The sequence below is a fragment of the Burkholderia sp. S171 genome, assembly GCF_009766085.1.
In the GTDB taxonomy this organism is placed as follows: Bacteria; Pseudomonadota; Gammaproteobacteria; order Burkholderiales; family Burkholderiaceae; genus Caballeronia.
Genome location: NZ_LMUF01000052.1, coordinates 341,637 through 366,321, shown reverse-complemented (window position 1 = coordinate 366,321; position 24,685 = coordinate 341,637). Strand labels below are relative to the sequence as shown.

Annotated in this window: 24 protein-coding genes; 20 read left to right on the top strand and 4 right to left on the bottom strand. The window is 60.9% G+C overall.

What is annotated here, in order from left to right:
• The 7 genes from GSQ93_RS38395 to GSQ93_RS30545 all read left to right on the top strand — a co-directional run.
• Nucleotides 1-709 (top strand): ABC transporter ATP-binding protein (locus GSQ93_RS38395; RefSeq protein ID WP_254074141.1); only part of this gene is annotated, 709 nt, incomplete at its 5' end.
• Between the two features lie 72 nt (nt 710-781).
• Nucleotides 782-1,213 carry a MarR family winged helix-turn-helix transcriptional regulator gene (locus tag GSQ93_RS30570; protein ID WP_158939576.1) on the top strand — a complete coding sequence of 144 codons (432 nt, stop codon included), beginning with the start codon at nt 782-784 and terminating at the stop codon, nt 1,211-1,213.
• 69 nt (nt 1,214-1,282) lie between these two features.
• Nucleotides 1,283-1,987 carry an SDR family oxidoreductase gene (locus GSQ93_RS30565; RefSeq protein WP_158939574.1) on the top strand — a complete coding sequence of 235 codons (705 nt, stop codon included), beginning with the start codon at nt 1,283-1,285 and terminating at the stop codon, nt 1,985-1,987.
• 34 nt (nt 1,988-2,021) lie between these two features.
• On the top strand, nt 2,022-3,209 hold the full coding sequence (locus GSQ93_RS30560) for a thiolase family protein (RefSeq protein ID WP_158939572.1): 1,188 nt from the start codon (nt 2,022-2,024) through the stop codon (nt 3,207-3,209).
• Between the two features lie 342 nt (nt 3,210-3,551).
• Entirely contained in the window at nt 3,552-4,022 is a 471-nt protein-coding gene (locus GSQ93_RS30555) for a hypothetical protein (RefSeq protein ID WP_158939570.1), read from the top strand.
• Between the two features lie 800 nt (nt 4,023-4,822).
• Complete coding sequence (gene msrB, locus GSQ93_RS30550; protein WP_158939568.1) at nt 4,823-5,332, top strand: peptide-methionine (R)-S-oxide reductase MsrB; 510 nt, start codon at nt 4,823-4,825, stop codon at nt 5,330-5,332.
• A gap of 111 nt (nt 5,333-5,443) precedes the next feature.
• On the top strand, nt 5,444-7,264 hold the full coding sequence (locus tag GSQ93_RS30545; protein ID WP_158939566.1) for a cytochrome c biogenesis protein DipZ: 1,821 nt from the start codon (nt 5,444-5,446) through the stop codon (nt 7,262-7,264).
• 31 nt (nt 7,265-7,295) lie between these two features.
• On the opposite strand, the gene GSQ93_RS30540 is transcribed toward GSQ93_RS30545, so the two are convergent.
• Nucleotides 7,296-8,000, bottom strand: coding sequence for a methyltransferase (locus GSQ93_RS30540; RefSeq protein WP_158939565.1), 705 nt, complete (start codon nt 7,998-8,000; stop codon nt 7,296-7,298).
• A gap of 203 nt (nt 8,001-8,203) precedes the next feature.
• Here GSQ93_RS30540 and GSQ93_RS30535 point away from each other — a divergent pair, with 203 nt between their 5' ends.
• The 5 genes from GSQ93_RS30535 to GSQ93_RS30515 all read left to right on the top strand — a co-directional run bounded on the left by GSQ93_RS30535 (nt 8,204) and on the right by GSQ93_RS30515 (nt 13,835).
• Entirely contained in the window at nt 8,204-9,223 is a 1,020-nt protein-coding gene (locus tag GSQ93_RS30535) for a LacI family DNA-binding transcriptional regulator (RefSeq protein WP_158939563.1), read from the top strand.
• A gap of 2 nt (nt 9,224-9,225) precedes the next feature.
• Nucleotides 9,226-10,713 carry a sugar ABC transporter ATP-binding protein gene (locus GSQ93_RS30530; protein WP_158939561.1) on the top strand — a complete coding sequence of 496 codons (1,488 nt, stop codon included), beginning with the start codon at nt 9,226-9,228 and terminating at the stop codon, nt 10,711-10,713.
• Nucleotides 10,694-11,710 (top strand): ABC transporter permease, encoded by a 1,017-nt coding sequence (locus GSQ93_RS30525; RefSeq protein WP_158939560.1) that lies wholly within the window; start codon nt 10,694-10,696, stop codon nt 11,708-11,710. The genes GSQ93_RS30530 and GSQ93_RS30525 overlap by 20 nt, the downstream gene beginning before the upstream one ends.
• Nucleotides 11,711-11,772: 62 nt before the next feature.
• Nucleotides 11,773-12,735: a substrate-binding domain-containing protein gene (locus GSQ93_RS30520; RefSeq protein ID WP_158939558.1), complete on the top strand. Its 963-nt coding sequence runs from the start codon at nt 11,773-11,775 to the stop codon at nt 12,733-12,735.
• A gap of 44 nt (nt 12,736-12,779) precedes the next feature.
• Nucleotides 12,780-13,835, top strand: a complete 1,056-nt coding sequence (locus tag GSQ93_RS30515) for a sugar phosphate isomerase/epimerase (RefSeq protein WP_158939556.1) — start codon at nt 12,780-12,782, stop codon at nt 13,833-13,835.
• A 67-nt stretch (nt 13,836-13,902) separates the two neighbouring features.
• Here GSQ93_RS30515 and GSQ93_RS30510 read toward each other — a convergent pair whose 3' ends face one another.
• The 3 genes from GSQ93_RS30510 to gndA form a co-directional block, all read right to left on the bottom strand.
• A complete protein-coding gene (locus tag GSQ93_RS30510; protein ID WP_158939555.1) occupies nt 13,903-15,045 on the bottom strand; it encodes a hypothetical protein in 1,143 nt (380 codons plus the stop codon).
• Nucleotides 15,035-15,604: a DUF4365 domain-containing protein gene (locus GSQ93_RS30505; RefSeq protein WP_158939553.1), complete on the bottom strand. Its 570-nt coding sequence runs from the start codon at nt 15,602-15,604 to the stop codon at nt 15,035-15,037. Before GSQ93_RS30505 ends, GSQ93_RS30510 begins: the two co-directional genes overlap by 11 nt.
• A gap of 186 nt (nt 15,605-15,790) precedes the next feature.
• Nucleotides 15,791-17,197 carry an NADP-dependent phosphogluconate dehydrogenase gene (gene gndA, locus GSQ93_RS30500; protein ID WP_089165866.1) on the bottom strand — a complete coding sequence of 469 codons (1,407 nt, stop codon included), beginning with the start codon at nt 17,195-17,197 and terminating at the stop codon, nt 15,791-15,793.
• 386 nt (nt 17,198-17,583) lie between these two features.
• On the opposite strand from gndA, the gene GSQ93_RS30495 reads away from it, so the two are divergent.
• The 8 genes from GSQ93_RS30495 (at nt 17,584) to GSQ93_RS30460 (ending at nt 24,681) form a co-directional block, all read left to right on the top strand.
• Nucleotides 17,584-17,967: a hypothetical protein gene (locus tag GSQ93_RS30495; protein ID WP_254074140.1), complete on the top strand. Its 384-nt coding sequence runs from the start codon at nt 17,584-17,586 to the stop codon at nt 17,965-17,967.
• 79 nt (nt 17,968-18,046) lie between these two features.
• A complete protein-coding gene (gene panE / locus GSQ93_RS30490) occupies nt 18,047-18,994 on the top strand; it encodes a 2-dehydropantoate 2-reductase (RefSeq protein WP_158939551.1) in 948 nt (315 codons plus the stop codon).
• A 164-nt stretch (nt 18,995-19,158) separates the two neighbouring features.
• Complete coding sequence (locus tag GSQ93_RS30485) at nt 19,159-19,779, top strand: chromate transporter (protein ID WP_158939549.1); 621 nt, start codon at nt 19,159-19,161, stop codon at nt 19,777-19,779.
• Entirely contained in the window at nt 19,776-20,306 is a 531-nt protein-coding gene (locus GSQ93_RS30480; protein WP_158939548.1) for a chromate transporter, read from the top strand. Before GSQ93_RS30485 ends, GSQ93_RS30480 begins: the two co-directional genes overlap by 4 nt.
• Before the next feature lie 249 nt (nt 20,307-20,555).
• Nucleotides 20,556-20,894 carry a thioredoxin family protein gene (locus GSQ93_RS30475; protein ID WP_158939546.1) on the top strand — a complete coding sequence of 113 codons (339 nt, stop codon included), beginning with the start codon at nt 20,556-20,558 and terminating at the stop codon, nt 20,892-20,894.
• 183 nt (nt 20,895-21,077) lie between these two features.
• A complete protein-coding gene (gene otnI, locus GSQ93_RS30470) occupies nt 21,078-21,908 on the top strand; it encodes a 2-oxo-tetronate isomerase (protein ID WP_158939544.1) in 831 nt (276 codons plus the stop codon).
• 221 nt (nt 21,909-22,129) lie between these two features.
• Nucleotides 22,130-23,707, top strand: coding sequence for an aldehyde dehydrogenase (NADP(+)) (locus tag GSQ93_RS30465; protein WP_158939542.1), 1,578 nt, complete (start codon nt 22,130-22,132; stop codon nt 23,705-23,707).
• Nucleotides 23,708-23,751: 44 nt separating this feature from the next.
• Nucleotides 23,752-24,681, top strand: coding sequence for an SMP-30/gluconolactonase/LRE family protein (locus tag GSQ93_RS30460; protein ID WP_158939540.1), 930 nt, complete (start codon nt 23,752-23,754; stop codon nt 24,679-24,681).
• Nucleotides 24,682-24,685: the final 4 nt, after the last annotated feature.

Here is a 24,685-nt window from a genome sequence, read left to right as displayed (position 1 = left end):
TGAATTGCTGGCGCTCGTTGGCCTGCCTGCCGCGTATGGCGACCGGCCGCCGCAAGCATTGTCCGGCGGACAGCAGCAGCGCGTTGCGTTGGCGCGCGCGCTTGCGCCTTCGCCCTCGCTCGTGATGCTCGACGAGCCGTTTTCTTCACTCGATGCCGCCTTGCGGATCGAAACGCGTGAAGCCGTGGCGAACGCGCTCGCGGCGACGGGCGCGACCGCTGTGCTGGTCACGCACGATCAGGCCGAGGCGTTGTCGCTCGGGCATGAGGTCGCGGTGTTGTGGCGTGGCCGTCTCGTGCAGACGGATTCGCCGGAGGCGGTGTATCGGCGGCCGGTGTCGCGTGAGCTGGCGAGTTTTGTCGGCGACGCGGTGATCGTGCCGGGACAAATCGATTCCCGGAATTCGAAGCAGGTAATTTGCGAGTTCGGCACGTTGCCGATCGCCCGTACCGTGGCCGCGAGTGATGTCGACGTGATGATCCGGCCAGAGCAGATCCGGATTGTTGCCGATCATCGTTTGAACGGCGATGGCGTCCAGGCGGTGGTCGAGAAAGTCGTGTTCTATGGTCACGATGCCAGCGTCATGCTGCGTTCCCTTACGGCCAAGCGTGGTGTGCAGATTCGCGTGGCGGGGCATTCGCATCCGCGTGTCGGCGAGCGCATCGCGCTGTCGGTCGAAGGCGATGTCGTGGCGTATCCCAAGGGGTAACTGAGGCCATGCTTCAGGGCGTGCCCAACCGTCATCTTGACAAAGTGCATATACACAAATAGAATGGGGAGCATGACTACCCAAGATCTGTCTTACCTCGACTGCAACTGCTTCGCCATTCGTCAGGCGGCGCGGTTTGTGTCGCAGCTTTACGAGCGCCACGTCAGCCAGGCGGGTGTGACGGCGGCGCAGTTTACGTTGCTCGCGGCAATCCATCGGCGGCCGGGCGTGACCATGGCCGAACTCGCAGACGCCATGGTGATGGAGCGCACCACGCTGGTCCGGGCGCTGAAACCGTTGCAGCGCGACCACCTTGTGAATGCCGTTCAGCAAGATGCCAGTACGCGTGCGGTTGCGTTATCGCTCTCCGACGCCGGCAAAAAGACGCTTGGCGAAGCGTCGCTGCACTGGCGCGAGGCGCAACAGGAATTCGAGGACAAGTTCGGCCAGGAACGTGCTGGGGAACTGAGAAAGTCGCTGCTCGAACTGACATCGATGGAATGAAATACTAGCTCGGCACTTTGCCGGGCATTTTTTTACCTCATTAAGTGCATATGCACTATGGAGATTAGCATGGAAATCAAAGGAAAAGTCGTCTTGGTAACGGGCGCGAATCGCGGCCTCGGTGAGCAATTCGCAAAAGCGTTGCTCGCAGCGGGGGCATCGAAGGTATATGCATCGGCACGCGATAAAAGCCAGGTCAAAGTGCCCGGCGTGGAAGCCGTGCAACTCGATGTTACGAATGCGCAAAGCATCGCGGCGGCGGCTGACCGCCTGACCGACGTGCAGGTCGTCATCAACAATGCAGGCGCGATTATTGGCGGTTCCTTGCTAGATGGCGCGTCGATCGATGCCGTGCGCTCGCAGGTCGAGACCAATGTGATCGGTCCGCTTGCCATTACGCAAGCCTTCGCGCCGATCCTGAAGCGCAACGGCGGCGGCGCGGTGGTCAACATCTTGTCGGTGCTGAGCTGGCTGACCATCGACAACACGGGTTCGTACAGCGCGTCCAAGTCTGCCGCGTGGGCGATCACGAACGGCCTGCGCACCGAATTGCGCGGGCAGAACACGTTGGTGGTGGGCGTGCATCCGGCGTTTATCGATACCGATATGACTGCGGGAATCGACGCGCCGAAGACATCGCCGGAAGAGGTTGTGCGTCAGGTGCTTGAGGGCATTGAGCAAGGCAAGGAAGAGATTCTCGTCGATGAAGTGGGCCGCAACGTGAAGGGGTCCTTGTCAACTGCGACGCCTGCTTATCTCACGCCGGCGCACTAAGTTTTCGGGTGAACAACGCAAGGAGCGAAGAACCATGAGCCAACAACGTGAAATCGTGCTGTGCGAGCCGGTCAGAACTGCGATCGGCGCGTTCAACGGCGCGCTGAAAGGCACGCCCGCGACGGATCTTGGCGCGGCCGTTATCCGTGAAACGCTGAGGCGTGCCGGGGTCGCGGGACAGGACGTGGATTCGGTCACCTTGGGTAACGTGATCCAGGCGGGCAACCGCATGAATCCGGCGCGTCAGGCGGCCGTGAACGGCGGCTTGCCGGTGGCAGTTCCTGCGTTGACCGTGAACCGCGTGTGCGGCTCGGGGGCGCAGGCGATCGTATCGGCGGCGAACGAGATCGCTGCCGGCTTCGTGCAGCTCGCGGTGGCGGGCGGCATGGAGAACATGGACCGCGCACCGTATCTGCTCGATAACGGGCGCTTCGGGTATCGGATGGGCAACGCGGAAATCCACGACAGCATGTTGCGCGATGGTCTGGATGACGCTTTCTCCGGCAAGCATTCCGGCTGGCATACGGAAGATCTCGTCACGCAGATGGACATCACGCGCGAAGCGCAGGACCGCTTCGCCGAGCGCTCACAGCAACGTTTTGCCGCGGCGCAGGCGAAGGGTTGGTTCGCGGCGGAGATCGTCGGCATTGAGGTGAAGGCGGGTAAGCAAAGCGTCGTGTTCAATATCGACGAACAGCCGCGCCCCGATACGACCTTCGCAACCTTGTCGAAACTGCGGCCGGCGTTCCGCCCTGACGGAACGATCACAGCGGGCAACGCGCCGGGCCTGAACAGCGGTGCGGCGGCGATGCTCGTAGCGGATCGCGCGTTTGCCGAGCGCAAGGGGATCGAGCCATTGGTGCGGCTGGTCGCGTACGGCATCGCGGCGGTCGAACCGGGTATGTTTGGTCTTGGGCCGGTGCCTGCCGTGCAGCAGGCGCTGGATCGCGCGGGCTGGAAGCTGGGCGATCTTGAGCGTATCGAAATCAACGAAGCGTTCGCCGCCGTGCCGATCGCGGTTGCGCGCAAACTGAGTTTGCCCGATGACGTTGTGAATCCCGAAGGCGGCGCGATTGCCCACGGCCACGCGATTGGCGCAACCGGCGCGGTGCTGGTCACGCGTCTCGCCCACGCGATGAAACGCGACGGCCTGAAGAGAGCGATGGTGACGTTGTGTATCGGTGGTGGGCAAGGCATTGCGCTGGCGCTGGAAAGCATTTGATACGGGCGGGTGTAAGTGGGTAGAGCGATATCGCTCGGACTGAGTAGGGTATTGGCCGGTACCTTTGAGTTTGCGATTCAGGCGATGTTTGTGGTGCGCTGCACAAGGTCGATCCTCCGAACCTCGTAGCGCTACTTTGATGGCGCTCGGATCGCTAAGGATCGCCGACGAAACGCGGTCCAGCACGCTAACCAGACAAATAATGCGAAAAGTTGGCGGATTACAGCGATAGTCTTTCGCATGACGATAGAACGCGGACAGTAAGGTGAAAGCTCGTTTGGCGGCGCTTCGGAATCAGCTTGATCCGGGGCCGCCATTCCTGTTTCCCGGAGTACACGAGCTATGAGAATTCCCCTGTCCGCCGGCATTGCAGTGCTGTTCGTGAGCACCAGCGCGCTTGCGCAACAACCACTCGCCATTCCAATGCGCAGCCAGAGCCGGGCGCAAACCAGTATCGATACCGCCATGTGTTACAGCTACGCCAATCAACATACCGGCGTGGTGATGGCGCGCGTGTCCCAGGCGCCTCAAAAGCCAACGACCGTGAAGCCTGGTGCCGTGCATCCGGTTGCCGTGGCGGCGCCGTTGCCATCGGAGATTGCGCCCGGGTCCGCGCCGGTTACGGCTTCGGGAATGGATGCGTCCGCGACGCCGACGCCCGGCGTGGCTGCCGATGCTCGCGCTGCCGCGCAGGCAAGCTCTACTTCCGCCGATGCGCCTATGCCCGCGTTGCCCCCGCCCGAGCCGCCGATGGTCCAGTATTGGCGCTCGTATGGCGAATGTATGACGGATCGGGGGTACATGGTGAGGTGATTTTTCGCTCGCGCCGGTGGACGGGGGTGGTGATTGGGGTTTAGGTCGGGTTGCTGCCAGGTTCCAGCGTTTGCGGTCTGAGGCAGTGCCGGGTTGCTGCTTTCAGGGTTAGTGGCCTGCTTGACTCGGATTTTATCTTCATCACTGTTAGCCACTGTGCGTGGCGGCACGTCATTTCTTTGCCCAAAGCGGCAAAGAAACGAAGCAAAGAAAACGCTTTCAAACACGCTACCCTAAGTGTCCACAGCGTGCAGTTTTCATTCATAGGTGCCCCAAAAGCACGGTGCTCGCCAGAGCTACGAATGTTTGAAACCCTCCTTCTCGCGAATCCCCACATAGACACGCTTCGCCACCCGTGCTCTCGGGCAAGCACCATCCGACCCGTGAACGTCACAGCTCGGATCAAACCCTATCCCATGCATCGCAACTCAATATCGATCGCGTTACGCTATATTTCGGTAAATATAGCGTTTTGAAAAAATACGATATGCCTGTAGATGTAACCCTGGGTCCGCTGAACGAATTTGATGGGTCACGTGTAACCCGCCGTGCACCCCGCACGAACTAGCTAACAGACGCACAGAGAATGTCGGCCGATAAAACCGCGCGGCGTTCAGGACCCGGTTGAATAGGTTTCAGGTTTTCAAGATTGGTCACGATTTTTCCGTTGCGAGGGATTAAAGCCGTGATTGAAGTGTTTGCCTGTTAGAACCCCGACCGCGGTTCCCTGTAGCGACCCGGAAGCCGATTCACGCAAGAACGGCCTTCCTTAAATAGTTGGTTTTGTTCAGGAGCACATCATGCAAACCCGGCGTCGATTTATTTTTGCAGGCAGCGTCTTTGCGGCAGCAGCGCTCACCGCATTTAATCAACATCGCGTGTGGGGTGCGACTGGCGGCAGCACCGCCGACGAAGCGTTCGAGGTCGTGCACCCCGACGACCAATGGCGCCGCCTGCTGACGCCCGCGCAATACAACGTACTTCGGCACGAAGGCACAGAACGCCCTTATAGCAGCCCCTTGAACGACGAACATCGTAGCGGCACGTTTGCGTGCGCCGGATGCCAGCTAGACGCCTTTTCGTCACGTACCAAGTTCGATAGCCACACCGGCTGGCCAAGCTTCTGGGCGCCGCTCGACCACGCCGTGGCAACGCATGAGGACTTGTCTTTCGGGGTATCGCGCACAGAGGTGCATTGCCGGCGTTGCGGCAGCCATCTCGGTCATGTCTTCGATGACGGCCCCAAGCCCACCGGCTTGCGCTATTGCATGAATGGCCTGGCGATGACATTCAAACCCGCCGCTGCCTGAGCACGCTGCCTGACTAAGTTGCCTGAATACGTTGCTCGATCCGTTACACGAACAACCGCAACTGCTTTGCGCTGAACCCCGACCACCTAAAGACCTAAGAACTTCACGCTCATGTTACTCATAGTCCTGGCTTATCTTGGCGGTGCGCTCACTATCCTGAGCCCCTGCATCTTGCCCGTGTTGCCCTTTGTGTTCTCGCGGGCGGATCAGCCGTTCGTGCGCAGCGGCCTGCCTTTGCTTGCCGGCATGGCCATCACCTTCGCCGCGGTCGCGACGCTCGCGGCAGTAGGCGGCGGCTGGGTGACGCAGGCAAACCAGTACGGCCGCTGGGTTGCTGTCGCACTGCTGGGTGTCTTCGGCTTGACGTTGCTCTTGCCAAGCTTCGCTGAACGCCTCATGCGTCCGTTTGTCAGCGCGGGCAACCGGCTGTCCGAATTCGCCCAGGCCGACGGACAACAAGTGCGTGCGAGTTCCTCGTTCCTGCTGGGCATCGCGACCGGTTTGCTGTGGGCGCCTTGCGCCGGTCCGATTCTGGGCCTGGTACTGACAGGCGCGGCACTGCGTGGCGCAAGCGTCGGCACGACCTTGCTGCTGGTCGCTTACGCGGCTGGGGCCGCGACGTCGCTGGCGGTGGCGTTGCTCATCGGCGGCCGGGTGTTTGCTGCCATGAAGCGCTCGCTTGGGGCGGGCGAGTGGATTCGCCGCGGTATAGGCGCTGCGATGTTGCTGGGTGTTGTCGCCATCTCGTTAGGACTCGATACCGGCGTGCTCGCACGCGTGTCGACGGTTGCAACGGGTGGTATCGAACAGAAACTGGTGGACAGCTTGTCGGGCGGTTCCATGCCGGCTAAAGCTGTTAACAACAACTTGGCGACGCCCGCTCAGACCACCGCGGCAACCGATGCCGCCACTGGACCCGCGATGATGCGTGCAGCTGCTCCCGCCGACGCGCCGCTGTCGCTGCCCGTAGAGGGCGAATTGCCCTCGCTGTCGGGCGCCGTTCAATGGCTGAATTCACCGCCGCTGACGGCTCAGGATTTGCGCGGCAAGGTCGTACTCGTCGACTTCTGGACTTACTCGTGCATCAACTGCCTGCGTTCGTTGCCCTACGTAAAAGCGTGGGCGCAGAAGTATCGCGATCAGGGGCTGGTCGTGATCGGCGTGCACGCGCCCGAGTTCGCATTCGAGCGTAACGTGGACAACGTCAAGCGCGCGACGCACGATCTGGGGGTCGACTATCCGGTTGCCATCGATAACAACTACGCAATCTGGCGTGCATTTGGGAACCAGTACTGGCCGGCGCATTATTTTATCGATGCCAAGGGGCAGATTCGCTTCCATCACTTTGGCGAAGGCGACTATGCGCATTCGGAGCAGGTGATCCAGCAGTTGCTGGCGGAAGCCGGTCACGCGAATGCGGGCGCGATGGTCAGCGACGACACCGTAGCGAAGGGCGTTCAAATGGCCGCTGATAACGCCGACATGCAGTCACCTGAAACCTATGTAGGCTACGAACGCGCGGAGAACTTTGGCGGCCGGGCCGGCGAATCGCATGACCGTGTTCACACGTATGCCGCGCCGGGTCAACTTGCGCTTAATCAATGGGGTCTGGCGGGCGCATGGAACGTGGGAGCCGAGCAAGCGACGCTGGCGGCATCGACGGGAACTATTGTTTATCGATTCCATGCGCGCGACTTGCATCTCGTGCTGGGACCTGGAAAGGACAACAAGCCGGTGAGGTTTCGCGTCAGCGTCGACGGCGCTGCGCCCGGCAATGCGCACGGGTCCGACGTTATGGCCGATGGCACCGGCACGGTCACGGAGCAGCGCTTATATCAGCTCGTGCGCCAGTCGGGCGATGTGAAGGATCACACCTTCACCATCGAATTCCTGGACCCGGGTGTCGAGGCTTACGCGTTCACGTTTGGTTGAGCGCCGAGTGATGGACGCGTAGCGTGTGGCGTTATGCGTCGTGGAAGCGATAGATCAGCAGGCGGCCTTTATACGCGGCGGTATCGTCGAAGGCGATTTTATCCAGCCGTTCTTCGCGCATCTGGAAGCCGCGGTCGCCCATTTGCCGGTTGAACGCGGCGCGATTGCCCCGGTCGGGATCCACTATCCACACCTCGGCTGCCGGCGATGCATGCAGTCCGATGAACGCGGCTAACGTGGCGTTGGCATCGCGTTCGTAGAGCAGGTCGCTGCCCATGATCAGGTCGAAGCGACCATCGACGATACGGCGTCCTGCTTCATCTTTCAGGGCGTCTTCCAGCTCGGGGATGGACCAGTTTCCGTGCCGGTATTTCATGGGCGGCAAGTGGTTCAGGCGCAGGTTTTCGTTCAGGAAGTCTGCGGTCAGTGGATGGCAATCGCTGGCAGTCACGTCTGCGCCGCGCCTGTGTCCAACGAGACTGGCCAGGGCCAGTCCACAACCGATTTCGAGAATTCGTTCGTCCAACAAGACTGGCCGCAGGGCGAGCCGCGCGGCGAGATGCGCGCCGGAGGGCCATAACATGCCGAACAACGGCCACATGGCAGAAGAGATGCCGATTCGTTCGGCGTCGCCATCAGGGTCGGAGAATTGCTGGAGGTCTAGCAGCGAGCGAATGATCAGGTCTTCGACGCCCGAGACGGGGATGTTTTGTTGCTTGGTCAGGTAACCGGGCATCAGGGGGGCGCGAAGTGAAGCCGCGCGGGGAGATGGGGACGTAGTATGCGCTAGTTTGGCGTCTGCGGCCGGGCTGTGTCGCGCGCCGGCTGCTTAGGTGTTCATGCGAAGGACCTTTCTTCGTGTTTGTCCCTATCGCGTCGCACCCCGTCCCACTCTAATAATGTAATCCATTACATCTTGCGGACTGCGATCTGAAACAAATGACCGATTCGTTTCGCACCGCCGATGAAATCTCAATCTCCGATGTCGCACTGAAGGCGGGTGTATCGGTCGCGACCGTGTCCCGTGTCCTCAACGGCCACACCAACGTACGCGAACCTACCCGCGACAAAGTGCTCGCAGCGGTTGCGGCCAGCGGCTACCGAATCAACGAACTCGCCCGTAATTTGCGCACTGCGGAAAGCCGCATGCTGCTCACCCTGGTGCCCGATTTCGGCAACCCGTTCTACGCCGCGATCGTTCGCGGCATTGACAGCGTCGCTCGTCAAAACGGCTATTTCATGCTTCTCTGCGATACCGGCGCTGACCCGGGACGCGAGCGCAGTTACTTCGACTTGCTGCGAGGCCGCCGCGCTGACGGCGCCATCTGTCTCGATCCCGCCGCCATTCAACAAGCACTAGTCGAAGAAGCGGCGACGCTGCCCTGGGTAGCGTGTTGCGAGTTCGATCCCGCGGCAGGCGTGCCGTACGTAGGCATCGACAACTATCAAGCCGCCGGCGATGCAGTACGGCATTTGCTCAGCCGAGGCCATCGGAAAATCGCGCTGATCAATTCGGGCCATGGCTATTTATATAGCCGCCAGCGTGCGGAGGGTTATCGCGACGCATTAAGCGCTGCAGGGATTGACGCCGATCCCGCTTGGCAAGTCGACCTCGATACCCTTGATTACGCCGCCGGCGAAAGTGCCGCGCGCACGCTGACACGCCTGCGGCGCAATCGACCGACAGCGGTATTTGCCGTCTCCGACACACTCGCCATCGGCGTGATCAACGGTTTGCGCGGCGTTGGTCTGCGCGTGCCCGACGACATGGCCGTGATGGGTTTCGACGATATCGCCGTCGCCGCGCAAATCGATCCACCGCTCACGACGGTCGCTCAACCCATGCGCGAACTCGGCGAAACTGCCGCGCGTTTGCTGCTCAAACGCCTGCGCGAGCCCAACGCGCATGTGCCCGGTGTGCTGCTCCCGCACCAGCTGATGATACGAAGGAGCGCGTGATCATGAGCCTGGCCGTCAGCTTCGACAACATCGAAAAACAGTTCGGCCCCGTTCGCGTGCTGCACGGCGTGAGCTTCGACCTTGCACCGGGACGCATCTACGGTTTGCTTGGCGAGAACGGCGCAGGCAAGTCGACGCTGATGAAAATTCTCGCCGGCTATGAACGCCCGAGCGCGGGTACGTTCTCCATCGACGGCGTGGTCAAGGACTTCGATAGCTCTCGCGATGCCGAAGCCACGGGCATCGTTTTGATCCATCAGGAACTGAACCTCGCGGATCATTTGAGCATCGTGCAGAACATGTTTCTCGGTCACGAGAAACGGCGCGGCTTCTTCCTCGATGAACCCACCATGCGCGAGGAAGCACGTGCGCGTCTCGCCGATGTCGGCCTGCACAAGCACCCGGATACGCGCGTGCGCGACCTGATCGTCGCGGAGAAGCAGCTCGTGGAAATCGCCAAGGCCATGCTGCGCGATGCCCGTCTCTTGATCATGGACGAGCCCACCGCCACGCTCACGCCCGCTGAAACGCAACGCCTGTTCGCATTGATGGCGCGGCTGAAGGACGACGGCGTGACCATCGTTTATATCTCGCACAAACTCGATGAAGTCGAACTCGTCACCGACGAAGTCATCGTGATGCGCGACGGCCGCTTCGTCACGCGCGGGTTGACCGCCGAGACCACGCGCCAGCAGATGGCAAACCTGATGGTTGGGCGCGAAGTGTCCGACATGTTCCCCGATAAACCCGTCCTCGCCGCCGATGCCCGCGTGGCTTTCAAGGTCGATAACGCCTATGTCCCCGGATGGGCGGACAACGTGAGTTTCTCGGTGCGGGCAGGCGAAGTGTTCGGCTTCGCGGGGCTGGTGGGCGCGGGACGCACGGAACTCTTCGAAGGACTGATCGGCCTGCGGGCGCGCACGGCAGGACGCATTGTGCTCGACGGCGAGAGCATCAATCCGCGCAATCCCCGCGCTGCGATGAAACACGGCATCACCTATTTAAGCGAGGACCGCAAGGGACGCGGCCTGCACGTCGACATGGCGTTGAAAGACAACCTCACGATGATGACGCTGGAGCGCTACGCGCATCCGCTGCTCGACGCGCAAGCGGAACGCGATGCGCTTAAAAAAGCCGTCGGCGACTTCGGTATCCGCACCGGCAATCTGGCGAGCCGCGCGCGCATGTTGTCGGGCGGCAATCAGCAAAAACTCGCGCTCGCGAAATTCCTGCATCCCGATCCGCGCGTGGTTGTCCTCGACGAGCCCACTCGCGGTGTCGATGTCGGCGCGAAACGCGACATCTATTTCCTGATCCATGCGCTCGCCGCCGAAGGCCGTGCGGTGATCGTCATCTCATCCGAACTGATCGAGCTGATTGGTTTATGCCATCGCGTGGCAGTGATGCGTGGCGGCGAGCTTGTCGCCACGCTTGGGCCCGGACATCTGACTGAAGAGAGGTTGATCGCGCATGCGACCGGCACACACTGAAGGCGTTGAAAGATCGAGCCGTCTGGGCGGCTTCGCGCGACGGCTGCACGGCGTCGGGCCACTGCTCGGGCTGGTCGCGCTATGCATAGGCGGCACGCTGCTGAATCCGGATTTCGCCACCTTCGACAACGCGATGAACGTCCTCACGCGTACCTCGTTCATCGGCATCATCGCGGTGGGGATGACCTTCGTGATCATCTCGGGCGGCATCGATTTATCGGTTGGATCGATGGCCGCATTGATCGCGGGCAGCATGATCTGGGTCATGAACGCGCTCGCGCACGGCGTGGGCGGACACACCCTCGCACCACTCGCCATTATTGCTGTCGGGATCGTTTTAGCCCTTGTTTTAGGGGGTCTTTTTGGTTTGGCGCATGGCCTGCTCGTGACCAAGGGACGCATAGAACCGTTCATCGTGACACTGGGGACGCTTGGGGTGTTCCGCGCGGTGCTGACGTGGCTCGCGGACGGCGGGGCGCTCACGCTCGACAACAGTTTGTCCGATCTCTATGGCCCCGTGTATTACGCCAGTCTCTTCGGTATTCCCGTTCCGATATGGGTGTTCCTGATCGTCGCGGCGGGCGGTGTGGTCGTGCTGAACCGGACCGTGTTCGGGCGGCATGTGCAGGCGATCGGCTCGAACGAACAGGTCGCGCGCTATGCGGCCATTCGCGTGGATTCCGTGAAGATCGTCACGTACGTGTTGCTTGGGCTGTGCGTCGGCGTGGCGACGGTGTTGTATGTGCCGCGTCTCGGATCCGCAACGCCGACCACCGGCCTGCTCTGGGAGCTTGAAGCGATTGCGGCGGTGGTCGTAGGCGGCACCGCATTAAGGGGCGGCGAAGGGCGCGTGATCGGGACGGTGATCGGCGCGATTCTGTTGTCGGTGATTGCGAACATCCTGAATCTCACCAGCATTATCAGTGTGTATCTCAACGCGGCAGTGCAGGGCGCCGTGATTATTTTCGTAGCGTTTTTACAGCGTGGACGTCGTTGAAGTGTGTTCGAACCGTGCCCTGACATCCTCTCGGGCGCCTGTCAAAACAATGGAGACACCGCATGAAAAACATTCTTCGCGTAGCCGGCACCTCGCTGGCCGCGCTCACGCTGGCGGCAAGCGCCGTCTCGGCCATCGCCGCCGATAAAGTCACGCTCGGCGTCGCTATCCCTACCGCGACGCACGGCTTCACCGGCGGTATCGTCTGGTGGGCCAACGAAGCTAAAAAGGAACTGGAAAAGGCGCATCCCGACTTGAAGATAATCATCAAGACAGCGGCAGGCGCGCCGGAACAAGCGAACCAGTTGCAGGATCTGGTGACCGTGAACAAGATCAATGCACTGGTGATTTTCCCGTTCGAATCGGCGACGCTGACGCAGCCGGTGGCGCAGGTCAAGAAGAAAGGCGTGTACGTGACCGTGGTGGATCGCGGGCTAACCGATACCAGTGCTCAGGATGCCTACGTAGCGGGCGACAACACCGCATTCGGCAAACTGCCGGCTGAATATCTGGCCAAGACGATGGACGGCAAGGGCGACATTGTTGCGTTGCGCGGCATCCCGACTACGCTCGATAACGAACGCTGGACTGCGTTTGAATCGGTGATCAAGCAGCATCCCGACATGAAGATCCTGGATGCCAAATACGCCAACTGGAATCGCGACGACGCGTTCAAGGTCATGCAGGATTACCTGACGCGCTTCAAGCATATCGACGCGGTCTGGGCCGCCGATGACGACATGATGATCGGCGTGCTGAAGGCTATCGATCAGGCGAAGCGTACGGATATCAAACAGGTGTTCGGCGGCGCGGGATCGAAGGAAGCGGTAAAGCGGATCATGGACGGCGACAAGCTGGTCCAGGCGGACGTTTCGTACTCGCCCAAGTTCATCTACGACGCGATCAAGCTCACTGCCGAAGCGCGTTTGAAGGGTGAAAACTTGCCGCCGACGACCATCATTCCTTCGGTGCTGATCACGAAGGACAACGCCAAGCAGTTCTATTATCCGAACTCGCCGTTCTGAGTTCCTGGCGGCTTGAAGACAGCACCATTCGCGGATCGATGCTCATGAAAACCATCAAAGGCCCTGCCATTTTCCTGGCGCAGTTTCTAGGCGACACGTTGCCCTTCGACAGCCTCGCGCATCTCGCGGGCTGGGCGAAGGGCCTGGGTTACGAAGGCATTCAGGTGCCGTGCGATCCGCGGCTGATCGATCTCGAGCAGGCTGCCAAGAGCGATGCGTATTGCGACGATTTGCTTCGCGTAGTGGACGACGCGGGCGTGAGCATCACGGAGTTATCGACGCATTTGCAGGGGCAACTTGTCGCCGTTCACCCGGCCTACGACACGCTCTTCGATGGTTTTGCCGCCGCGCATGTTCGCGGGGACCCCAAGGCTCGTACGGCTTGGGCGATCGAGCAGGTCGGGTTCGCGGCGGCGGCATCGAAGCGTCTGGGCTTGAGCGCGCACGTGACATTTTCGGGGGCGCTGGCTTGGCCGTATTTGTATCCGTGGCCGCAGCGTCCGCAGGGTCTGGTGGCGGCCGCGTTCGACGAGTTGGCGCGGCGCTGGCGGCCGTTGCTGGATGCCTTCGATCAAGCCGGCGTAGATGTTTGCTACGAGTTGCATCCGGGCGAGGATCTTCATGACGGCATGACGTTCGATCGTTTTCTTGCTGCGGTCGACCATCATCCGCGCGCGAACATCCTGTTCGATCCAAGTCACTTCTTGCTGCAACAACTGGACTACCTTCAGTTCATCGATATCTATCACGAACGCATTAAAGCTTTCCACGTGAAGGACGCGGAGTTTCGTCCTAATGGGCGGCAGGGCGTGTACGGCGGTTATTCGGATTGGGTGGATCGGGCAGGGAGATTCCGGTCGCTGGGCGATGGGCAGATCGATTTTGGCGCGATCTTTTCGAAGATGGCGCAATACAACTTTCCCGGCTGGGCCGTGCTTGAATGGGAGTGCGCGTTGAAGCATCCGGAGGATGGTGCGCGAGAGGGGGCGGACTACATCCGCAAGCATATTATTCGCGTAGCGGATCGAGCGTTCGATGACTTCGCCGGAAGCGGCGCGAGCGGTGACCAGATACGGGCGGTGCTGGGCTTCGGGCCGTAAGATTCGGGCGCTTCAAGCGCCGAACGCCAGTCCACCAATTCGTCTGCCGAGCAGAACCCGATTTTTCTTAGCCTGGACCCGGGCCGATCAGAATAAAGCTCGTCACGTCCGTTAGCGTACGCGGTTGGCGACCGGGACGCAGGCGTCCCGCGATGCGAACCAGGGCGCGGTCGTCCAGGTGGGCAGTGACTGCCCTCGCATACTGTTCCTGATCGAGTAAGACGCGGGCCTTGATGATCTCGCCCTCACGCAAGAGTAGTGCGACGATCACCTCACCGGCCCGATTTCCTTCAATATCGAATTCACCGTTCAGATGCTCGATCGTTCCAATGAATACGTCATCGCGGTCAAGCTCGATCGCCCGGAGTTCCCGGCGCACGTCGTCAATACGCCCGAAGTAATCACTTCGAATCCGAATGCTCTCGTTGCCGGCGGCGTCCTGCGGTAACGCCACGGTGGTTGCCCAACGAAACGACATATCGATATTGTTGCGCACGTCGTCATTGTGAAGACGAGTAAGCGCTTCGCAAAGATTCGACGAAACGATAGGCGACGCCGCCGCCCGTTGCGAATCTACGAAGTTGCTCAACGTGTCCTCTTCGATGGCCCTGACGAGTTGGCGCACACCACTTCTGGCGGCAAGCATGGTCGTGCGAACGAACGACTCGTTCGCGTGCGCGAGGTCGACCACGGAAGGTGTTTCCATGGCGTCGACAGGACACGACACGCGGACCACGAAGCTGCCTCGCTCGGTATGGCCGAACCGCGCGTGACCGGCAAGCTGCGTAGCTTCAGCCCTGTGCAGACGCGGATGGTGGGTTTGGGGACGCAATACGGTACAGGCCGACGCGAGCAGGATCTGCTCGGCGCCCAGTAGCAACGAAGCGGCGAACGATAATGGCAGGCCGTCATCAACCGGGCCGCTGCTCGTCACGCGATAGTAGATGGAGTCGTCACGGGAGATGGCAGCGAGCTGAATCAGGTCCGCCAGCTTCATACCCTGCAGGTCCGCGAGTTTGGACAACGCAAGTTCACACGCCTCGGCGTAGTCCGGCGCATCCTGATCCATGGGAATGACGATCTGGCGACGCGGCGCGTCGGCATGATGCAGGACGTAAAGGCGGTCCACAATGCCATCGGGCAGCGACTGCCATCCCAGCGATTTCACGAAATCACGCAGGCCAGACGGGGATAGATCTTTAATCGCCATGAGGAACTCGATGAGCGGGAGCTTTATAAGCGGGAATTTCGCGACGCGAGATGCTCGCCATGAGTTTCATCAGGCCGGCGCCGTCGAACACCTGATGCTTCGGAATTTTTACGGTGACGCCTGCGTGGTTGTCTGTTGGTGGCGCGCCGCGCAGACTGACCCAGTAGGCGCATTTTCGCAGCACAAGTTGCTCGTCGGAGTGTGTCAGCCAGTCTTCCGCTTTTGGCGGTAGAAACAACACGGCAAGTATTCGCGGCGACGCGTGTGTTTCCCGCCGCAAGTCGTTGTATTGCTGCGTGCCGGACAGGAAATAGGAGAGCGAGTCGCCGTCGTCGAACGGCGGCTTGATGCTTGCCTTCAGCTGGATCTTGATGTCGACTTCAGTCAGGCTTCCGCCATTCGGAAATGGCTCCCAACCGGTCAGCATGGCATCGATTCCGGCATTGTCATCGTGCCGGTTGCTCGTCTTGCAGTTGACGCCCGCGTGAGATGCGATTGCGTGGAGGTAAGCGTAGCTCAACTCCGATTCCCGATTTACTGCTGTGAGTGCCGTTGCCATGTTGTTCCCGTGGTTCCGTTATCCATCGACAGCAAAGCATGGCGTAAACACGATTTTTCGACTTGTGGAAAAATTCGCCGCGACAAAATTTGACGATTTGCTCGGGGCAAAAGAAAACGCCGACGCGAAAGCGTCGGCGTTTAACTACCGGAAAGACCAGTGGCTTCTCAGCTGCCTCTCAGCAGCTTACGACCAGTCGGCGTGGAAACTGCCCTTCTTATCCACCCGTTCGAACGTGTGCGCGCCGAAGAAATCGCGCTGTGCCTGCACCAGATTCGCGGGCAGCGTTTCCGACCGGTAACTATCGTAATACGCCACCGCCGACGAGAATGCCGGCACCGGCACACCCGCCTTCACGGCCGCCACAACGACATCACGCAACGCACCTTGATACTTCGTCGCGATGTCGGTGAAATACGGATCGAGCAGCAAGTTGTGCAAGTCGGCGTTGGTCTTGTAAGCGTCCGTGATCTTCTGCAAGAAGCCCGCACGGATGATGCAACCCGCCCGGAATATCTTCGCGATCTGACCGTATTGCAAGTCCCACTTGTACTCTTCCGACGCCGCGCGCAACTGCGCAAACCCCTGCGCATACGAAACAATTTTGCTTAGGAACAATGCGCGCCGCACAGCTTCAACGAAGGCATCACGATCACCATCAAACTTCGGCGACGGCCCCGTCAACTGCTTGCTCGCTTCAATGCGCTGATCCTTCAGCGAAGACAGCACGCGCGCAAACACGGCTTCCGTAATCAGCGGCAACGGCGCGCCAAGGTCGAGCGCATTCTGGCTCGTCCACTTACCCGTCCCCTTTTGCGCCGCGCGGTCGAGAATGACATCGACCAGATCCTTGCCCGTTTCCTCATCCTTCTTCGAGAAGATTTTCGACGTGATCTCGATCAGGTAACTATCCAGTTCACCCTTGTTCCACTCGACGTACACCTTGCCCAGTTCTTCGTTCGACAAACCCGCCACGCGCTTGAGCACGTCGTAGCTTTCGGCGATCAACTGCATGTCGCCGTATTCGATCCCGTTATGCACCATCTTCACGTAATGTCCCGCGCCGTCCGGGCCCATGTACGCCACGCACGGTTCGCCGTCCGGCGCCTTGGCGGCGATCTCGGTCAGGATCGGAGCCACGAGGTCATACGCTTCCTTCTGGCCGCCCGGCATGATCGACGGGCCTTTCAACGCGCCTTCCTCACCGCCGGACACACCCGTGCCAATGAAATGCAGACCGGACTTGGCGAGGTCGGTGTTGCGGCGGATGGTATCGGTGAAATGGGTGTTGCCGCCGTCGATCAGGATGTCACCCTTGTCGAGGAGAGGCCGCAGCGAGTCGATGGTGGCATCAGTGCCCTGGCCGGCCTTGACCATCAGCAGGATGCGGCGCGGTTTTTCGAGCGACTCGACGAATTCTTCCAGCGTGTACGAAGGCACGAGTTTCTTGTCAGGATGCTCGGCGATCAGTTCGTCGGTTTTTTCGCGGCTGCGGTTGTACACGGACACCGCGTGTCCGCGGCTCTCGATGTTCAGGGCCAGATTGCGTCCCATGACGGCGAGGCCGACAACGCCGATTGCTTGCTTGCTCATGTTTCTCTCCGAATGACCGAAGCGCGGGCGGCTCGTGGCTACACGCGCGACGGATGCGATTTGTCAATTGGGGCGGTGCCCGCGACGGCGTTCCGGACAGGCTTTTGCGCCAGGAAACAGGGGCAAAAGCGGCACGGACACTACGCGCGTCCGCCAGTCTGGCCGGTGGACATGCGCAAACGCCGCGCGGAACGCGCAGACGGAGCGAGATTACCACTTTGACACGGCGCTGGCAGGCATCACACGCGCCCGCACGACTGGACAGCGACCGGACAGCACGCTGGCCGCAGCCGGGCAACGCGCCTGACACCGGTCTAGAATGAGCATCCGCGAGCCGTTTCAGGCGCGGCGCGACTCGCTTGAACCAGGCGAAACAAGGCAACCGCATGGCGCTTCGGAAAAAGACTCAGCAGAAAACTCCACGGACGACTCACCCGAGGACTCACCCAAGGACCCACCATTACCACGTCTACGTGATCGAACTGGCCGATCCCGTCTGGAACGAAGCGCGTTTCCGGCGCGCGAATCCGGATTACGTGCTCGGCAAGCCCTTCGTCTATGTCGGTATGACGGGCATCGATCCTGACGTACGTTTTGACAAACACAAGGCGGGCATCCAGTCGAACCGGTATGCGCGCGAATTCGGGCTGCGACTGTTGCCGCAGCTCTACGAGTTGTACAACCCGATGCCCTACGAAGGCGCACGGGAGATGGAAGTGGAATTGGCAATCGGCTTGCGGGAAGCCGGATACGGCGTCTGGCAAGCGTAGAACCAGGCAAGCGTAGAACCAGGCGACGCCGTCGCATTCGCGGTGGCGTTCTGATCAGACTAAATGCAAGGAGCAGGACATGCGGATTCTGGTGGTGGGTGCGGGCGCGATTGGCGGCTATTTTGGCGGACGGCTGCTCGATGCGGGCCGTGACGTGACGTTCCTTGTGCGGGAGCGGCGCGCTGCGCAACTCGCGCAGACGGGTCTCAACGTGCGCAGCCCGAACGGCGATCTGTCCATCCCCAATCCGCCCATCGTGCTGGCAAAAGACGTACGCGAACCGTTCGACCTGATCCTGCTCAGCTGCAAGGCTTACGATCTCGCCGGTGCCATCGAGTCGATAAAAACCTCGGTTGGCCCCAACACCGCCATCCTGCCCATGCTCAACGGCATGCATCACCTGGATGTCCTCGAAGCGCAATTCGGCGCGGAGCGCGTGCTCGGCGGCCAGTGCATCGCGGCCGTGACGCTCGACGCCGACGGCACCATCGTTCACTTGAACAAGCTGCATTCCATGGCGTTCGGCGAGCGCGCAGGAGGGGTGTCGGCGCGGATTGAAGCGATCTCGGCGCAGTTGTCCGGCGCGAAATTCGACGCGGTAGCCAGCCCGGAAATCATTCAATCGATGTGGGAAAAGTGGGTGTTCCTCGCGACACTCGCGGCCGGCACGTGCCTGATGCGCGCCCCGGTCGGCGACATCATCGCGGCGCCGGGCGGTCAGAAACTGCTGCTCGATCTCTTCGATGAAGCCCGCGCCATCGCAACCGCGAACGGTTTTGCGCCGAGGGAAGCGGTGGTCGCGCGTGCGCAGGCGATGTTCACCGAGGCCGGCTCCACCATCACCGCCTCCATGCTGCGCGATCTGGAAAACGGCGCGCGGATCGAAGCCGATCACGTGGTGGGTGATCTGATTGCGCGGGCCAAAGGCGCGCAGGGAGCAATCAGCACGCCGATTTTCTCAACGGCCTACGCGCATTTGAAAGCTTACGAATCCCGCCGCGAACGAGGCGACGTCAAGGCTTCGTAAGCCGAATCGGGCGATGAGAGCGGGATGGATACCGGCGGTTGTAGCTGCGCTGCATCTCGCCGCCCGAAAAATCCGTATCGCGCTTTAAACAGCCATTCCGTCCTTTGAAGCAACGGGTATAACGCGTTACGCTTTGCGCTTCTCAAAGTAACGCGCGCCAAACCATGCACGATCACGCCTTGCAAGAGCCGCTCGCCCCGCCGAGTGTTGCGGAAATTTTTATCGGTTTCCTGACGCTTGGGCTGACCGCGTTCGGCGGCGCGCTGCCGCTGGCACGGCGCGAAATCGTCGAGCGTCGCAAGTGGCTCACCCCCGACGAATTCGTCGATCTGCTGGGCCTTTGCCAGTTTTTGCCGGGCGGCAATGTGATCAACCTCTCGGTTGCCGTCGGCATGAAATTTCGGGGCGTGGCCGGGGCGTTGGCCGGCCTGCTCGGGTTGATCGTCGGGCCGTCGCTGATCGTGATCGGACTCGGTGTGCTGTATCAACGCACGCATCAAGACCCGCACATCCGCCATTTGTTCGCGGGACTCGCCGCGGCGGCTGCGGGCCTGCTGGTGTCGATGGCGATCAAGGTCGCGTGGCCGCTGCGGCACAAACTTTCCATGGCGGCGGTCGCAGCCGTAGCGTTCATCGCGATCGCGTTGCTGCGCTTGCCGTTGTTGCCGGTGATGCTTGTGCTCACGCCGATTTCGATTTTCGTCGCGTCGAGGGTGAATCGCGAAGTGCGGCCGGAAGTGAAGCAGGAAGACAAGCCTGAAGACAAGCGCGGAGAGGGCCAATGAACCACGATCTCGTTTCGCTTGCGGCCATTTTCAGCCAGCTTTCACTGCTTGCTTTCGGCGGCGGCAATACCATCCTGCCCGAGATGCAGCGACAGGTAGTGGACATACATCAGTGGATGTCGAAGGCAGATTTTTCCGCGCTGTTTGCGCTTGCACAGGCGGCGCCGGGGCCGAACATGATGATCGTGACGCTGATCGGCTGGCATGTGGCGGGCTGGCCGGGCGTGCTGGTGACATCGATTGCAAAGTTCGGCCCGTCGTCAATCGTGACGGTTGCCGCAATGCACGCCTGGGAACGTTTCAAGGATCATCCATGGCGGCGATACGTTCAACTCGGTCTCATACCGATGACAGCCGGTTTGGTCGCGGCGAGCGCGTCGTTGATTGCCGAGGCGTCGGACACTCGCTGGATACTCACCGCCATCACGGTGATCATTGCGTTCCTGTCATTCAGGACGAAGCTGCATCCGCTGTGGTTGCTGGCCTTGGGCAGCCTGATCGGGTTGACGGGGTTCGGGCAGTTTTAGAACGGTGTTCGCATTAAAGGCGAAAGGCCGATCCCGGTGCGAGATTGGTCTTTGGGACAAGGGCGGCTTGGCCAAATTCGGCTATGTCATGAACATCGCGGGAAGTGAATTTGCAGCGCGCCATTGGCAGTGTTGAGAAGACAGCAAGCACTTGGCGCCCTCGCTGTGAATGGGCAAGAAATCCGTGTCGAGCGCGTCAGGCCGTTGCTGAATAGAATGGCTGGAATTTCGTTTCGAGGGGAAAAGCTAATGACGATGACCACTGAATTCGCACTTACCGCGCCATCGCGCGCTGAGATCGACGCGCTCAACGGGCCGACGGTCATCGAATTCGGCACCGCCTGGTGCGGCCATTGCCGCGCTGCCCAGCCGTTGATTGGGGAGGCGTTCCAGGATCACGCCAGCGTCCGGCACTTGAAGATCGAGGACGGCAGTGGCCGCCCGCTAGGCCGCTCGTTCAGGATCAAACTCTGGCCAACGCTGATCTTCCTCGACAACGGGGTCGAGGTTGCGCGGGTCGTGCGCCCGAAAAGCACATCGGAGATCCGCGATGCTTTCGCGTTGATCGACCCTTCGATTTCGCCTTGAAGAGCGTTTTTACCGATCATTCGGGCACGGGGTTCGGAAATATTACCGCTGTGAAGCTTGAACAATCGGGCCATGGACGAACCGGGCGCGGGAGTTGCGCAGTGCGTCTTGCACGCCGCGGTTGCAGTGCGTGCCCGCGACGCCGTCCGCCTCGGCGTCATCCCGACCAGCAGGAGGTTCACCATGCCGCGCTTCGCTGCCAACCTCTCCATGATGTACAACGAGCATGCGTTCCTCGACCGTTTCGGCGCGGCGGCGCGTGATGGCTTCAAGGCGGTGGAATTCCTGTTTCCCTATGACTTCCCGCCATCGGAGATCAAGACCCAGCTCGTGGACAATGGCCTGAAGCAGGTGCTGTTCAACGCGCCGCCGGGCGACTGGACCGGCGGTGAACGCGGTCTTGCATCTTTGCCGGGACGTGAGGACGAGTTCAGGCGCAGCATCGAGATCGCGCTGGACTATGCCGCGGCGCTTGGGAATGACCGGCTGCATGTGATGGCAGGGTTGATGGAAACGCCACACGCAACGTCAGACGCAACGCAGCACTCGCGCGAACAGCATCGCGATGTCTATATCAAGAACCTGACGCTGGCCGCGAGCATGGCGCAGACGGCTCGGGTCACCATCGTGATCGAGCCGATCAATACGCGTGACATGCCCGGCTATTTCCTCAACCGGCAGGATGAAGCGCAAGCAATCTGCGAAGAGATTGGCCTGCCGAACCTGCAAGTCCAGTTCGACTGTTACCACTGCCAGATTGTGGAGGGCGATCTGGCGGTCAAGCTTCGCCGTGACATGAAACGGCGCAACGCGGGTATCGGTCATATTCAGATTGCCGGCGTGCCGTACCGTAACGAGCCGGATACGGGCGAAGTCAACTATCCGTACCTTTTCGATCTCATCGATTCGCTCGGCTATGGCGGATGGATCGGCTGCGAATATCGGCCGCGCGCAGGCACGTCGGACGGCTTGGGCTGGCTCACGCCGTATCGTCATTCAGGCCGCGCATCATGACCATGCCAATTCGGTCTGATGCGCGATTTCCGAGTCGGCGGTTTGCGTCGAGAGCAGCAGGTCAAGCGTTGGAATCACTCGCACGTCGCTGAAAGTTTCCGTGCGACGCGATAGTCCACGGCAAAAAACGAGTTCGTTTACACCTCGTGTTACCCGATTTTTCTTGTCACCCTCGGCGCCTACAGCGGTCAGCAACAGGCGCTGCTTTCAGGAGAGTTCACATGCAGATCACCGGAGAAATGTTGATCGGTGCAACGGCGGTGCGCGGAAAAGACGCCACGCTGCATGCCTTCGATCCGGCGCGCGGCGTCGACTTGCAGCCGGCTTTTGGCGGCGGTGGAGCGAAGGAAGTCGCTCGCGCGGCCGATCTTGCCGAGCAGGCATTCGATACCTATCGGCTCACGCCGCTCGAAACGCGTGCGCAATTCCTGGAGGCGATTGCGGACAATATCGCCGGGCTTGGGGATACGCTGATCGAACGCGCACAGGCCGAATCCGCGTTGCCGAAAGCGCGTCTGGAAGGCGAGCGTGCCCGTACGATCGGGCAATTGAAACTGTTCGCGTCGCTCGTGCGCGAAGGCCGCTGGCTTTCTGCCACGCTCGATTCAGCGCAGCCCGAACGCAAGCCGTTGCCGCGTCCCGACTTGCGTTTGCAAAAGATTCCCGTGGGACCGGTTGCCGTGTTCGGCGCGAGTAATTTCCCGCTGGCGTTTTCGGTAGCGGGCGGCGACACCGCTGCCGCGCTCGCCGGGGGGTGTCCGGTGGTCGTGAAGTCACATCCGGCGCATCTGGGCACCTCGGAGCTGGTCGGGCGCGCGATCCAGAAAGCAGTGGCAGATTCCGGTTTGCCCGAGGGTGTGTTCTCGCTGGTGGTCGGGGCGGGTAACGCGATAGGCGAGGCGCTGGTCGCGCATCCGGCGATCAAGTCGGTTGGGTTCACGGGCTCGCGGCGAGGCGGTCTTGCGTTGATCGAGATCGCATCCAGAAGGCGCGAGCCGATTCCCGTCTTCGCCGAGATGAGCAGCATCAATCCGTTCTTCGTACTGCCGGGTGCACTGGCGGCGCGGGCTGAATCGCTTGCGAACGGTTTCGTCGATTCAGTGACGCTCGGCGTCGGTCAGTTCTGCACGAATCCGGGTTTGGTGCTGGCGCTGGAAGGACCGCATTTGCAGGCGTTTATCGATTACGCCGTGAGTGCTTTCGAAAAGAAGGGCGCCCAGACGATGCTGACGGCGGGCATCGCGGCGGCGTATCAGGAAGGCATTGCGCGGCGCGATGAGTCGGGTGTGGAGCGCGTTGCGACCGGCGCTGAATCCGATGCATCATGTCCGGCGCTGCCCGCGCTTTATATCGTGAGCGCCGAGAAATTTATCGGCACGCCGCAACTCGAGGATGAGATATTCGGACCGACATCGCTGATCGTGACTTGCCGCAGCGAGGACGAACTAGTGGACTTGGCACGGCGCATTGAAGGCCAGTTGACGGCGACGCTGCAGATGGAAAGCGACGACGTGCCGCTGGCTCGCCGCCTGCTGCCCATCCTCGAACGCAAGGCCGGGCGGATTCTGGCGAACGGCTTTCCGACCGGCGTTGAAGTATCGTATGCCATGGTGCACGGCGGGCCGTATCCTGCGACCTCCGATAGCCGCGCCACCTCGGTCGGCGCGATGGCGATCGAACGCTTCCTGCGGCCGGTGTGTTACCAGGATCTGCCCTCGGCTTTGCTGCCGCTTGCACTCCAGGATGACAACCCGCTAAGCCTGTGGCGCCTGCGCGATGGCGAACTCGGACCCAACTGAACACACGACTCGAACGACCCAAACAACCAAGGAGATGAGAACAGATGGAGCGCCGTTACCCCGATCCCGCCGTCCGAGTACTTGATCCGCGCTTCAACGCGCTGCGTGTCGGCATGGCGTCGGTCGAATGTTTGTATCAAGGGGCTCGCTGGTCGGAGGGCCCGGTCTGGTTCGGCGATAGCCGCTCGCTGGTATGGAGCGACATTCCTAACAATCGCATGCTGCGCTGGGACGAAGAAACGGGCGAGGTCCGCACGTTCCGCAAGCCTTCGAACAATGCCAACGGCAACACGCGCGACCGTGAAGGACGGCTGGTTACGTGTGAGCATCTCACGCGCCGGGTAACGCGCACAGAGTACGACGGTTCGATCAGCGTGCTTGCCGATCAATACAACGGCAAGCCGCTCAACTCACCGAACGACGTGATCGTGAAATCCGATGGCTCGATCTGGTTCAGCGACCCTACCTTCGGTATCGACGGCTTTTATGAAGGCGAGCGCAAGGACCCGGAGTTGAAACCGGCGGTGTATCGCGTGGATGGCAAGAGCGGCGAGATTACCATGATGAGCGACACGCTGATCGGCCCGAACGGACTCGCATTTTCGCCTGATGAGACGGTGGTTTATATCGTCGATTCGCGTGCGTCGCCGCGCAAGATCTTCGCTTTCGATATCTCCCACGATGGCCTTAAGCTAACGAACCAGCGCGAGGTGATCGATGCCGGGCAGGGCACGCCCGATGGTTTTCGTGTGGATGTGCACGGCAACTTGTGGTGCGGCTGGGGCATGGGCAGCGACGAGCTGGACGGCGTCAGGATCTTCACGCCGCAAGGTGAAGCGATAGGACACATTGCGTTGCCCGAGCGCTGCGCCAACGTGTGTTTTGGAGGCCGTTATCGCAACCGCTTGTTCATGGCGGCGAGTCACGGCCTGTACTCCCTTTACGTCAACACGCAGGGCGTGATGGGTGGCTAAGGTT